The 12573-nt window shown below is 69.5% G+C and carries 14 protein-coding genes; 3 read left to right on the top strand and 11 right to left on the bottom strand.

Annotation, left to right across the window (positions count from 1 at the left end):
- The first annotated feature begins 7 nt into the window (after positions 1 to 7).
- The 3 genes from tatB to ACJMKX_RS11535 are packed head-to-tail and all read left to right on the top strand — an operon-like array spanning position 8 to position 3784.
- On the top strand, positions 8 to 559 hold the full coding sequence (gene tatB / locus ACJMKX_RS11525) for a Sec-independent protein translocase protein TatB (protein ID WP_405225253.1): 552 nt from the start codon (positions 8 to 10) through the stop codon (positions 557 to 559).
- Positions 556 to 1359 carry a twin-arginine translocase subunit TatC gene (tatC, locus tag ACJMKX_RS11530; RefSeq protein ID WP_405225256.1) on the top strand — a complete coding sequence of 268 codons (804 nt, stop codon included), beginning with the start codon at positions 556 to 558 and terminating at the stop codon, positions 1357 to 1359. The genes tatB and tatC overlap by 4 nt, the downstream gene beginning before the upstream one ends.
- Before the next feature lie 4 nt (positions 1360 to 1363).
- On the top strand, positions 1364 to 3784 hold the full coding sequence (locus ACJMKX_RS11535; RefSeq protein WP_405225259.1) for an ATP-binding protein: 2421 nt from the start codon (positions 1364 to 1366) through the stop codon (positions 3782 to 3784).
- Between the two features lie 33 nt (positions 3785 to 3817).
- On the opposite strand, the gene ACJMKX_RS11540 is transcribed toward ACJMKX_RS11535, so the two are convergent.
- The 11 genes from ACJMKX_RS11540 to ACJMKX_RS11590 all read right to left on the bottom strand — a co-directional run bounded on the left by ACJMKX_RS11540 (position 3818) and on the right by ACJMKX_RS11590 (position 12563).
- Positions 3818 to 4339, bottom strand: coding sequence for a GNAT family N-acetyltransferase (locus tag ACJMKX_RS11540; protein WP_405225262.1), 522 nt, complete (start codon positions 4337 to 4339; stop codon positions 3818 to 3820).
- 5 nt (positions 4340 to 4344) lie between these two features.
- Positions 4345 to 5211, bottom strand: a complete 867-nt coding sequence (locus ACJMKX_RS11545) for a Kazal-type serine protease inhibitor family protein (RefSeq protein WP_405225264.1) — start codon at positions 5209 to 5211, stop codon at positions 4345 to 4347.
- A gap of 73 nt (positions 5212 to 5284) precedes the next feature.
- Positions 5285 to 5908, bottom strand: coding sequence for a class I SAM-dependent methyltransferase (locus ACJMKX_RS11550; RefSeq protein ID WP_405225266.1), 624 nt, complete (start codon positions 5906 to 5908; stop codon positions 5285 to 5287).
- Positions 5905 to 6465 carry an NUDIX domain-containing protein gene (locus ACJMKX_RS11555; RefSeq protein WP_405226624.1) on the bottom strand — a complete coding sequence of 187 codons (561 nt, stop codon included), beginning with the start codon at positions 6463 to 6465 and terminating at the stop codon, positions 5905 to 5907. Before ACJMKX_RS11555 ends, ACJMKX_RS11550 begins: the two co-directional genes overlap by 4 nt.
- The gene (locus tag ACJMKX_RS11560) at positions 6446 to 7081 is read right to left on the bottom strand and encodes a DUF1254 domain-containing protein (protein ID WP_405225269.1); all 636 of its coding nucleotides are present in this window, start codon (positions 7079 to 7081) and stop codon (positions 6446 to 6448) included. The genes ACJMKX_RS11555 and ACJMKX_RS11560 overlap by 20 nt, the downstream gene beginning before the upstream one ends.
- Entirely contained in the window at positions 7074 to 7637 is a 564-nt protein-coding gene (locus tag ACJMKX_RS11565; RefSeq protein ID WP_405225272.1) for a DUF1214 domain-containing protein, read from the bottom strand. The genes ACJMKX_RS11560 and ACJMKX_RS11565 overlap by 8 nt, the downstream gene beginning before the upstream one ends.
- 39 nt (positions 7638 to 7676) lie before the next feature.
- Positions 7677 to 8750 carry a GGDEF domain-containing protein gene (locus ACJMKX_RS11570; RefSeq protein WP_405225275.1) on the bottom strand — a complete coding sequence of 358 codons (1074 nt, stop codon included), beginning with the start codon at positions 8748 to 8750 and terminating at the stop codon, positions 7677 to 7679.
- Positions 8751 to 8772: 22 nt separating this feature from the next.
- Entirely contained in the window at positions 8773 to 9345 is a 573-nt protein-coding gene (locus ACJMKX_RS11575; protein ID WP_405225278.1) for a DJ-1 family glyoxalase III, read from the bottom strand.
- Positions 9300 to 10106: a divergent polysaccharide deacetylase family protein gene (locus ACJMKX_RS11580; protein ID WP_405225281.1), complete on the bottom strand. Its 807-nt coding sequence runs from the start codon at positions 10104 to 10106 to the stop codon at positions 9300 to 9302. Before ACJMKX_RS11580 ends, ACJMKX_RS11575 begins: the two co-directional genes overlap by 46 nt.
- On the bottom strand, positions 10103 to 11326 hold the full coding sequence (locus tag ACJMKX_RS11585; RefSeq protein ID WP_405225284.1) for a S41 family peptidase: 1224 nt from the start codon (positions 11324 to 11326) through the stop codon (positions 10103 to 10105). The genes ACJMKX_RS11580 and ACJMKX_RS11585 overlap by 4 nt, the downstream gene beginning before the upstream one ends.
- Before the next feature lie 82 nt (positions 11327 to 11408).
- Positions 11409 to 12563, bottom strand: coding sequence for a murein hydrolase activator EnvC family protein (locus ACJMKX_RS11590; protein WP_405225287.1), 1155 nt, complete (start codon positions 12561 to 12563; stop codon positions 11409 to 11411).
- Positions 12564 to 12573: the final 10 nt, after the last annotated feature.

Below are 12573 nucleotides of genomic sequence, written 5' to 3' on the forward strand. Positions count from 1 at the left end.
GCACGCCGTGTTCGACGTCGGTTTTTCCGAACTCATCCTGCTGTTCGTCATCGGGCTCCTGGTGCTGGGGCCCGAGAAGCTGCCGCAGGTGGCGAACAAGCTCGGCAGCTGGGTGGGGCAGGCACGGCGCATGACCCGCATGCTCAAGCGGCAGGTCGAGGAGGAACTCGAGTTCTCCAAGGTGCGCGAGTCGGTCAACCAGCCGCTGTCCTCGCTCATGGACAAGCCCGTCGCAAAGCCAAAGCCAAAGCCGAAACCGACCGACCTGGACTACGAGGACGGCGAGGACGACGAGTCCGGCTTCGGCGAAACGGGTCACGCCGATGCCGAACAACAGGGCGACGACCGCCCGGTGCCGGACCCGGCGGCACCGCCGCGGCCCGATGCCGGAGAGACGAAGGCCGGGGCACCGGCGGCCGCCGGCGAGCAGGGCGACGAGCCGCCGCAGCAATCCGCCGACCAGTCCCGAAACCCATCGGTTGAGGAGCCGGCCGGCGAGCCCGGCGACCACAGCCCGGAGGACGGCGCAGGCAGCCACAAGACCACGGCGTCGTCATGACCACGAGCGAAGAGCGCACTCAGGAACCGAAAGATGAGGAGCGTCTGGAGGAAGCGACGCTGCTCTCGCATCTCGTCGAGCTGCGGTCCCGATTGCTCAAGGCCACGATCGCCGTCCTCGTCATTTTCCTGATACTGGCGCCGTTCGCGGCACGCATCTTCACGCTGGTGGCAACGCCCCTCGTGCGGGCCCTCCCCGAGGGCAACAGCATGATCGCCACCGGCGTCGCATCCCCCTTCTTCTCGCCGTTCAAGCTCTCGTTCTTCGTCGCGCTGTTCCTGGCCATGCCGGTGGTGCTGTATCAGGCCTGGGCCTTCATCGCCCCCGGCCTCTACAAGCGCGAAAAGAAGATGGCGGTGCCATTGCTGGCCTCGAGCATCCTGCTCTTCTACCTCGGCATCGCCTTCGCCTATTTCGTGGTGTTCCCGCTGATGTTCGGCTTCTTCACCAGCGTGGCGCCCACGGACGTGGCGGTGATGACCGATATCGAGGCCTACCTCAGCTTCATCATCGCGATCTTCTTCGCCTTCGGTCTGGCCTTCGAGGTGCCGGTGGCGACCGTGCTGCTGGTATGGGCCGGCTTCACGACCCCGGAGACGCTCGGGAAAGCGCGCGCGTACGTATTCCTGGGCGCTTTTGTGCTGGGCATGGTGCTGACGCCGCCGGACATGATCAGCCAGACGCTGCTGGCGATCCCGGTGTACCTTCTGTACGAGGCGGGGATCTTCATGTCGAAGGTGCTGGTGAAACGCGGTAGCGGCAAGGAAGAAACCGAACCGGATACCGGAGGCGAGGGCTGATGCGATGCAGGATTTCGAGAAACTCGGTGCGTTCTACGTAGGCAAGGCGGTCGACGAGGCCAGCGGCAAGGTCGGCGACGAGCTGGTCCTGTACGACTCGAAGGACCTCACCACCCATGCCGTAATCATCGGCATGACCGGCAGCGGCAAGACCGGCCTCGGCATCGGCATCATCGAGGAAGCCGCCATGGACCACGTGCCGGTGATCGCGATCGATCCGAAGGGCGACCTCGGCAACCTGCTGCTGACCTTCCCCGACCTCGCCGCCGACGATTTCGAGCCGTGGGTGAACCCCTCCGAAGCGGTGAACCAGGGCCGCACGGTGCGCCAGTTCGCCGCCGACCAGGCGGCGCTGTGGAAGAAGGGCCTGACGGACTGGGGCCAGGACGGTGAACGCATCCGGGCGCTGCGCGAGCGCACCGACATGGCCGTCTACACGCCCGGCTCCACCGCCGGCCTGCCGGTCTCGGTGCTGCGCTCGTTCGCAGCGCCGGATGCGGTATTCTGCGAGGACCGGGACCTCTACCGGGAGCGCGTGCAGGCGACCGCCACCGGCGTCCTGTCGCTGCTCGGCATCGACGCCGACCCGGTGACCAGCCGGGAGCACATCCTCGTCTCGAACCTGCTGGACCACTACTGGGGCGAGGACCGCGACCTGGACGTCGCCACGCTGATCGGGCTGATCCAGAATCCGCCAATCACGCGCATCGGCGTGATGTCGCTCGACTCCTTCTATCCGCCGAAGGAACGCTTCGAGCTTGCCATGCAGCTGAACAGCCTGCTGGCCGCGCCGGGCTTCGAAGCCTGGATGGAGGGCGAGCCGCTCAGTGCCGGGCGCCTGCTCTACACGGAGAGCGGCAAGCCCCGGGTGTCGGTCATGTCGATCGCCCACCTCTCCGAGCCGGAACGCATGTTCTTCGTCAGCATGCTGCTGAACGAACTCATCGCCTGGATGCGCGCCCAGCCCGGCACCGCCAGCCTGCGCGCCATCCTCTACATGGACGAGATATTCGGCTACATGCCGCCGGTGGCGAATCCCCCGTCCAAGCCGCTGTTCCTGACCCTGCTCAAGCAGGCGCGTGCCTATGGCCTGGGGCTGGTGCTCTCCACCCAGAACCCGGTGGACCTCGACTACAAGGGTCTTTCCAATACGGGCACCTGGTTCATCGGCCGCCTGCAGACCGAGCGCGACAAGGCCCGGGTCATGGAGGGCCTCGAAGGGGCGGCCGCCGGCGTCGAGTTCGACCGCGGCCGCATGGAGCAGACCATCGCCGGGCTCGGCAAGCGACGTTTCCTGCTGCACAACGTGCACGAGGATGCGCCGGTCGTCTTCAACACCCGCTGGGTCATGTCGTATCTGCCGGGGCCGCTCACCCGGGATCAGATCCGGCGCCTGATGCAGGGCCGGCGGCCGGCGCCGGCTGAAGCCGCAGAACCCGACGAGTCCGCGGGTGCTTCGACGCTGGGCGAGGTGGCCTCGGCGCCCCCGGTACTTGCGCCCGCCGTGCAGCAGTTCTGGCTGCCGGCCGGGGCGGAGAACCCCGGCGACATCGTCTACCGCCCCCGGGTAATCGGTGCGGCAGAGGCAGCCTACACCAGCAGCCGGTACGGGGTGGACGAGGAACGCCGCTACCTCCTCGCGGCCGAGGCCGGGGACGGCGCGGTGGCGCTGGACTGGAACGAGGCGCAGGAACTGCCGTTCGCTGCCGACGAGCTCGAGACACGGGGTCTGCCCGGCACCGCCTACACCCCGCTCGCGGGCACGCTGGCGGCGGCGGACAGCTATGCCGACTGGGAGCGCGACCTGAAGCGCTGGATACGCAACGAGCGGCCGGTCGTCCTGTATCGCAACCGGCACCTCAAGCTGACGTCGGAGCCGGCCGAGAGCGAGGCCGACTTCCGCATCCGATTGCAGCAGGCTGCCAGCGAGAAGCGTGACCAGGAGGTGGCGCGGCTCCGCAAACGCTATGCCTCCAAGGTCAACACGCTGGAGAACCGTCTGCTGCGGGCCAGGCAGACGCTGGAACGCGAGAGCCAGCAGGTGGCGAAGAAGCGCATCGATACCGTGATCTCGGTGGGCACGGCCATCCTCGGCGCGGTGCTCGGCCGCAAGCGCCTGTCGACTGCGACCGCGGGCAAGATCGGTACCGCCGTGAAAACGGCCGGTGGCATGAGCAAAGAGGCAGGGGACGTCGCGCGGGCAGAAGAAACCGTAACGCGGGTCGAGACCGAACTCGCCGAGCTGAACGCGCAGATGGAGCAGGAAGTGGCGCAGCTCGATACCGCTTTCGACGCACAGGAGGCGGAGCTCGACGAGATTCCCGTACGGGCGGCGGCGAGCAACGTCCGGGTGCGCTTCGTCGGCTTGCTCTGGGTGCCTCACCGCCGCACCGCCGATGGCCGGCTGGTGCCGCTCGCCGTCTAGGCGCGATTCGTCCGGCCCCGGGTCAGGCCCGGGTCAAGCGTCCGGTTCCTCGTCCTCGGCCTCCCCGGAGAGCGAGACGTACTTCTTCAGGAAGTAGTCCGTGTGACCGGGCGGATGATCCGGCAGCTCGGCGAACACCTCGTAGCCCATCTTCCGGTAGAAGCCGAGCGCCTGGAAGCTGGTGGTGCCCACCTGGAAGCGGTTGACGTCGCGGTCCAGCGCGAGACGCTCCAGCCGCATCATCAGTTCGGTGCCGACGTGACGGCCGCGGAATTCCTCGTCGACCCAGAGACGCTCGACGTAAAGCCAGCCCCAGCCGATGTAGCCGGTGGCCCCGCCGCGCACGCGCCCGGTGGGGTCGCGGACGAAGACGCCCACCGGCACGTGATGGGCCGTGGGGCCGATCTGCGAGTCGTTCCACGCGGCGACGCCGCGGCGTACCACCTCCAGGGCGGAGGCATCCGGATTCTCCACCGCCTCGAAGGCCAGGTCCGAGCGCCGGCGGCGGCGCACCAGCCAGTCCGACAGCCGGCGTCTGAGGGTGAGCTCCCCCATGACGGTCAGAGACACTCCCCGGCGTAGGCCAGTTCGATCCCGGCGGACTCCAGCAGGCACTCGTTGTCGTAGGTGCGCCCGTCCATGCCGCAGACCGGCTGATAGGTGGGGGGGCAATTAAGACCGCTGCAGGTACCGGGCATCTCGATGCGGGCGCCGGCGCGCTCGGCCTCGCAGGCATTACCGTAGGTCACCCCGTCAGCGCCGCAGACCGGCACGAACATGCCCGGGCAGGGCCGCGTCCCGCAGGCATTCAGCTCGACGATGCGCACCGACTCGGCCTCCGCCACGCAGGCGTTGGCGTAGGTGCGCCCGTCCTCGCCGCAGACCGGCGCGTACACGTCCGGGCAGTTGGTCACGTCGCAGATGCCCTCGCGCTGGACGGCGACCCGGGCCAGGTCGGCCTGGCAGCGGTTGCGGAAGGTGCGTCCGTTCATGCCGCACACCGGCTCGTAGACGTCGGGGCATTCCGGCTCCTGGCAGATGCCGTAGCTCACCACCTCGACGCCCGCGCGCTTCGCATAACAGTCATTGCTGTAGGTGTTGCCGTCCGCCCCGCACACGGGTCGGAAACGGTCGGGGCAGGTTCTCTGCTTGTCGCAAACGCCGGCCACGGCGGAGGCGTGTCCGGCCGCCTGCGCCATGCAGGCGTTGGTGTAGGTCTTGCCGTCCGGCGCGCAGACCGGATCGTAGTCCCGGGGGCAGACGACATCTCCGCTGCGCGCCGGCGCGGCCGTCTCAGCGGCGCCGGAGGCCGGTGCCGGTGGCGGCTCCTCCACCTGGCCCGCGTCCTGCGCCATCGCGCCCGACGGGAGCGCGGCGCACAGGAGCAGTGCTGCCAGGATCGGCTTGCGCGATCGGTTCATCGTCATGGGGTTCCGGATTATAGCGCCGGCGCCCGGCCGGCCCTGTGACGGAGTTTGGACAAGCGGGCCGCGGCCCGGTTCAATGGCCGGGTCGGGCACTGCCCCACCACTGCCAGGACAGCATCTTCGGGCCGCCGGGTACGTACATGCTGTCCTCCTCCTCGATGCGGAAGCCGGCCTCCCGGATCAGGGCGGGTATGTCCCGGTTCAGCTGACAGCCGCCGGCGATGCGGCTCCAGGGCCGGTTGAGGCGGTCCTGCCAGCGGCGGACGCGCTCGTCCGGCGCCCGCCCGTGTTCGCAGAACAGCAGCCGACCGCCGGGCTTCAGCACGCGCTGCATACCGGCCAGCGCGGCCGTCGTGTCGGGGATCGTGCAGAGCGTGAACGTACAGAGCACCGTGTCGACGCTGGCGTCCTCCAGGGGAATCTCCTCGCCCGGCAGATCGATGAACTCGAACTCGGTGCGCACGGGATTCAGGCGCTTGCGGGCGAGACGGCGCATGCCCTCGGAGGGCTCCAGCGCCCAGAGCTTCGTGACCTTGCCGAAGTCGTAGTAAGGCACGTTGAGGCCGCTGCCGAAGCCGATCTCGAGCACCCGGCCCTCCGCCGCCGGCACCACTTTTCGCCGCTGACGCCGGATCGCCTTGAAGCCGCAGGCCAGATTCAGCGCGTGGGGCAGCACATGGTGCTCGTAGAAGCTCAAGATCCGCGCTCCATATCGGATTCCCGTCCGGGCAGGGGGACGTAATCCCGCTCGTAGCCGCGGCTGGCCAGCCAGTCCCTGAGCGCGGTGCCCGTGCCTCTCGGCCAGGGCCGCACCTTCTCCACCGGTACCTCCCGCCAGTCGGCCAGCTCGCTCTCGTCCAGACGGATCTCGCCGGGAGCGGCGAGCACGTGGTAGGCGATGATGAGCTGGTTCATCCGATAGAAAGGGTACATACCCACGTAACCGCCGAGTTCGGCCGCCAGCCCGGTCTCCTCGCGGACCTCGCGCAGCACCGCCTCCTCGGGCATCTCGCCGTGCTCGAGGAAGCCGGTGACCAGCCCGAACCATTTCTCCGGCCAGCCGTGGCTGCGGACGAGGATGATGTGATCGTCGCGCTCCACAATGGCCGCCACCACCGGCGCCGGGTTGTTCCAGTGCACGAAGCCGCAGCCCTCCGCGGGACACACCCCCCGCAGGCTGCCGCCCCGTTCCTCCTCCGCCAGCGGCGTGGCGCAGCGCGGACAGTAGCGGTAGTCAGGCATCGTCGCCTCCATTACCGGGCCAGTCACCCGTGCGCCGCGCCCGGTCCGAGGGCGCCATCTCGGCCCGGGATGCGCCGGGGCCGCAGGCCAGGGTGCGACGCGCCGCCTCTATGGCCGCGGCATTCGCGCCGCTGCCCGCGAAGTAGCGCACCAGCGCCATGCCCCGCTCGCCCGGGGCCCGGACCACCAGCGGCCGGCCTCCCGTGGCGGCCTCGTACTCGTCCACGGGCCCGGAGACGATCAGGAGTTCCATGGAGCCGCGTGGCGCCTGCCGGTCGTTCACGGTGAAGAAATTGTCGGTGTTCATGGCGTAGAGCGAGACTGACATATAGCTGTCCGGCACCTCCAGCCGGATCGACCAGGGGCCTGCCGCCAGGTCGTACAGGCAGACGGAGTAGACGAGGTCCGGACTGGGGCGCACCACGGTGCGGGAGGTGGCATCGGGCCGGGGCGCGTGCAGCAGGCCCGTATCGTCGGCGACCTCGGAGATGGCCTGCCATGCGCCGTGCATCAGCAGACGCGGATAGACATGGACGGCTGCCAGATGGGTGAACGCGGCGATCAGCGCCACGCCGAGCAGCCAGGCTGCCAGTCGACCCGGCGACCGGCCCTTGCGCCGCTCACTCATGGCCGTCCACCCGTTCGATCACCGGCAGGTCTGACGCGCTCGCCCGGCCCCGAGGGTTGTACAGCCGCAGCAGCAGATCGAACTGCCTGGCCTCACCGAGCGGCAACCAGTCACCCTCGTGGGGCCTGCGCGAGACCAGAAATGCGAAGCCGCCATCCCCGCCGCGGGACACCGTCTCGCTGTTGAAGGAATAGACTCCCTGTTCGTTGGGGATCAGGTAGTAGTCGGGACCGTAGGCCGTGATGCTCCACCAGCGGGCGGGGATGCCGGCGCCGCTGATGCGGTACGTGGCGTCGGCGGAGAGGGGGCGGCCGTCGCTGTCACGGGTCGCGACGTAATAGACGGCCTCCTCCCGGGTCAGACCGAGCAGCGCGTGATGGGCCACCCGCGCCCGGTCCCGGGGCCCTGCAGTGGCACTGCCCACCAGGGGGTTGTTCTCCCAGGGGCCGTAGGCCACGCCCGTCACGGCGCCGCCCGTGATCACGTACCAGGCACTGCCGAGACCGAGCAGAAGCCCGGCGAGCACCAGGGTGACGAGATAGACGGCGCGTCTCATGGGCCAAGCTTAACCCGCCGCGGCGCGGGGAGTGCGTCCTCAGCCGGCATAACCGCTCGGCCACTTGGCGGCCTCCAGGCGCTCGCGCTCGGCGCGCTCCCGGTACATCGCCCGTTCGGCGAGCGTGGCCAGCTCCCGGTGATCCTCGCCGTCCTCGGGATAAACTGCCGCGCCCAGGCTGGCGCTGATGCGGATCATCGACCGACCCACGCTGAACGTGGTGGCATGCACGCTGTTGCGTATCCTGAGCATGATGCGCTCGGCGGTCGCCCGATCGGCGCCGGGCAGCAGCAGTATCAGCTCGTCGCCGCCCAGGCGGGCGAGCGTGTCGGCCCGCCGCGTACAGCGCTGGATGGCCTTGACCACCAGGCGGATCGCGCGGTTGCCCGTCTCGTGGCCGAATTCCTGGTTGATCTTCTTCAGGTTGTCCACGTCGACGACGACGACGGCGTAGCGGCCGCCCTCGTGGCTCGCGCGCCGGTGTTCCTGCTGCAGGCGGCGGGTGAAGGCGTGCATGTTCAGCTGGCCGGTGAGGGCATCGCGCTCGCTCAGGTCACGGATGCGGGCGCGCCCGGCGCGGATATTGCCGGCCAGAAGCATCGTCAGGACCGCCACCAGCGCCATCGGCGCAAGCAGGGTGAACAGTGCGGCGAAGTCCTCGCGGTCGGGGGCCCCCCGTCTGACCGTCATCAGCGTGAACAGGCAGGCCACCAGGAAGACGAACAGCCACAGCGTGGTGAGGCGGCCGAAGATCAGCGCGCTGGTCACCAGGGGCAGGAGGTACAGATTGATCAGCGGGCTGTGCACGCCGCCGGTCTGCCAGCTCACCAGCGTCACGAACAGGGTCATCAGCGCCAGCTCGACCCCGATCAGCAGACGTGGCGTGCCGCGCAGGGCCGGCGTGTAGCGCAGCACCAGGATGCTGGCGGCGAAACCGCTGACGAAGGCCACGTAGAGCCCGGGGCTGCCCGGGCCACCATCCGGGAAGTCCGCGAAATAGACATAGACCAGCGCCAGCGCCACCAGCAGCCACTCCACCTCGACCAGGCTGCGCGCGAAGCCGCTGAGCTCCGCCCAGTCGAGGTCCGGCAGTTCCCGGGGCGACCGGCTCACCGGCAGTGCACGCCGTCCGCGCTCACACCGGCGCGCGGAGGGGATGCGAGCGCCGGAGGCGCTGTTCCACTTCCATCGCGCGTTCCTCGCCGAGGAGGGCGGCCACCAGCTCGAGCGCGAAATCCATGGCCGTGCCCGCGCTGCGGGAGGTGATGATGCGACCGTCCCGCACCACGGCGTCCGCGGCCAGCTGCACACCCGCTTCCCGGTAGGGATCGAGGAAGCCGGGGAAGCTGGTAGCGCGGCGCCCCTCCAGCAGGCCCGCGGCGGCCAACACCTTCGGCGCCGCGCAAACCGCGGCAGTAAAGCGGCCGCTGTCGGCCATGCGCCGCAGGAGCCCGGCGATGCGCTCGTCGGCCTCCAGGTTGTCCGCGCCGGGCAGACCGCCCGGCAGCACGATCATGTCGTAGTCCCGGCTGAGCACGTCGTCCAGGGTCTCGTCCGGCACCAGCTGGATGCCGTGGGAGCCGTGCACGGGCCCAGGCGCCAGGCCGGCGACGGTCACCTCTGCGCCGCCCCGGCGCAGGACGTCGACGACGGTGACCGCTTCTATCTCTTCGAAGCCGTCTGCAAGCGGTACGAGGACGGTGGCCATGATCGATTCGCCTCCGATGTGCGTATGCGGACCAGTTCGCCGGGGCTCACCAGTTCGATGCCCAGCTCGGCGAGCCGAGGCAGCTCCGTCTCCAGCAGCGTCAGTGTGGCCGGGTAGGGATGACCGATCGCGAGCGCGCTGCCATGCCGGCGCGCAAGCGCGAGCAGCCGGTCGAACTCACGCCGCACGGTCGCCGGGTCCCGATCCGGGTCCAGGAACACGTCCCGGCGGGCGGCCGGGATGCCGGATTCGCGGGCGATGCCGAGGGCGACGCTGGCGGCAGTGGTGTAGCTGTCGATGAAGAACAACCCCTCGCGGGCGCCGATCTCCTCCATCAGCCACGTCATGTGACCCGGGTGCCGGGTCAGCAGGCTGCCGCGGTGGTTGTTGATACCGGTGACATGGGGGATGGCGGCGAGGTCGGCGGCCACCCGCGCGGCGAGCTGCGTCCGCGTCGTGTCGAGCTGGAACAGGCCGGGCGCCGGTTCGATGTCGTCGAGCGACTGCATCGGCAGGTGCAGCATGACCTGCTTGCCGGCCGCGTGAGCCAGCCGGGCCAGGCGGACGCCGTGGGGCGTGCCCGGCAGCACGGCGCAGGCGACGGGACCGGGCAGGCGCGTCACGCGCTCGCCGGCCGCCCGGCCATAGCCGAGGTCGTCGATGATGATGGCGATACGCGGCGGTGCCTGCTCGGCGGAGGCGTGGCTCAGACCCGCATACCCGAGTAGCGCCGGGATCAGCAGTCCCGCGAGACGCGTCACGGTGCCTTGCTTTGTACGATACGAGGCCGGGTGATCCGGTCGATCGCTCCCGCAAGCTGCCGGTCCACCGCCGCATCGGGCGGCGCCAGTATGGCGGAGACCGCCGGCACCTCCGGCGGCTGCTCGATCACGACATCCGGCTTGATGCCGGTCTCGTGGATGCTGGCGCCGGAGGGCGTGAAGTAGCGGGAGGTGGTCAGCTTGATCGCGTGGCCATTCGACAGCGGCATCACCGTCTGCACCGAGCCCTTGCCGAAGGTATGGGTACCGAGGACGACGGCCCGATGATTGTCCTGCAGCGCGCCGGCCACGATCTCGGATGCCGAGGCCGAGCCGCCGTTCACCAGGACGACCAGTTCCGCCCCGTCCAGCACGTCGCCCCGCCTCGCGCTGTGGGAGAAACGCGCTTCCTCGCTGCGGCCCTCCGCCGAGACGATCAGGCCTTCGTCCAGGAACAGGTCCGAGACGTCCACCGCCGCATCGAGCACGCCGCCGGGGTTATTGCGCAGATCGAGCACCAGGCCGTCCAGGTCGCCGCCATTCTCCTGCTCCAGGCCGCGCAGGGCACGTTTCAGATCCCGGCTGGTGGCCTCGCTGAACTGGGTGACCCGCACGTAGCCGAGGCCGTCGTCCAGCAGATGGGCCCGCACGCTCTTCACGTGCACGTTGGCCCGCAGCAGGGCGAAGTCCAGAGATTCCTCGCCGCGCATCACGGTGAGCTTGACCCGTGTGCCCACCTTGCCGCGCATGCGGCTGACGGTCTCGTCCAGGTTCTCGTGGTCGACCGGCAGGTCGTCGATGGCAATGATGATGTCACCCGGCAGTATGCCCGCCTGCTGGGCGGGCGTGCCGTCGAAGGGCGCCACCACCTGCACCTCGCCGCCGTCCATGCTGACTTCGATGCCCACCCCGGAGTAATTGCCGGTGGTGCTGATGCGGATCTCCTCGTACTGCTCCTCGTCGAGGAAGCGGGAGTGGGGGTCGAGGTCGGCCACCATGCCGCGGATGGCGGCCTCCATCAGGCGGCGGTCGTCGACGTCGTCGACATAGTCGCGCTTGACCCGCTCCATGACCTCGGCCAGCAGCCGGGCCTGCTCCCAGGGCAGGTCCTCGTCTCCCTCGCCCTGCCGGTCCGCCAGCACGCCGCCGCCCAGCGACAGGCTGAGACCCAGCATGGCGCCAACGACGAGTACCAGAATACTGCGGATTTTCAGGGACATAGAAAGCTCCGGACTCCGTTGCCGGAATCAGTGTTCGAAGATAGCACAGCCGCGACGGGCTGGGGAGTGACAGGGTCGGCGTTCAGCCGCCGCCCGGACGGCGACTCACCCAGTCGCCGGGATCCACCGGTTTGCGGCCCTGCCGGATCTCGAAGTACAGCGCCGGTACCGACTGACCGCCGCTCTGGCCGACCGTCGCCAGGACGTCGCCGGGCGCCACCCAGTCGCCGGCGGACTTCAGCAGGGACTCGTTGTGCCCGTACAGCGAGAGGTAGCCGTCGCCGTGGTCCACGATCACCAGCAGGCCCAGGCCGGGCAGCCAATCGGCATAGGCGACCCGTCCATGGTAGACCGAGCGCACTTCCTTGCCCGCGGGTGCGGCGATCAGTACGCCGTTCCAGCGCAGACGGCCGTTGCCCCGGGGCTGGCCGTAATCCTGGATCAGGCGCCCGGCCACCGGCCAGGTCAGCCGGCCCTTCAGCCGGCCGAAAGGATCCTCGGAGCTGATGGGATAGTCGGCCAGGATGGAGGAGAGCTCGGCGATCAGCCGGGTCAGGTCTTGCTCCTGGCGGCGCAGCCGCTCCACCTCGTCGCCGCCGGCGGCGATCTCGGCCTCGATGGCGGCCACCAGCCGCTGCCGCTCGCTGCGGGAGTCCGCCAGGCGGGCGAGTTCCCGGCGCTCCTCCTCCGCCAGCTCCGCGAGCCTCCCCTGCTCCTCCGCTTCCTGGCGGCGCAGCGCGGCCAGCGCGTCTAGCTGCCTGCGGACCTCGCGGATGTTGTCGCCGCGCACCCGGTTCAGGTAACCGTAGTAGGCCAGCAGGCGGCCGAGTTCCGCCGGGTTTTCCTGGTTCAGGAGGAGCTTGATCCGCTCCTGCCGGCCGCTGGCGTACGCCGCCCGTATCTGGCCGCCCAGCCGTTCCTTCTCGGCCTCGAGTTCGCCCCGGCGCTCGGCCTGCTGGCGCGCGACGTCATCGAGACGGGCACGGCTCTCGCGCACTTCGGCCTCGATGCGCTCGAGCTTCACCCGGACACGGCCGATGGCCGCCTCCACGTCACCCAGTTCCGCGCTGAGTTCGTCGCGGCGCCGATTCTGGCGCTCGATGCTCTGCGTGAGTTCCGCGATGCGCTCGCGCACCTCGGCCAGTTCCTGTTCCTTGATGCGGGCCCGCTCCTCGTCGTCGGCGCCGCCCGCAAGCGGCAGCACGCAGAGTAGAAGAAGGAGGGCGACGCGGCGCATCCGCCAAGGA

This window comes from Lentisalinibacter sediminis (genome assembly GCF_040706615.1).
In the GTDB taxonomy this organism is placed as follows: Bacteria; Pseudomonadota; Gammaproteobacteria; order Steroidobacterales; family Woeseiaceae; genus Lentisalinibacter; species Lentisalinibacter sediminis.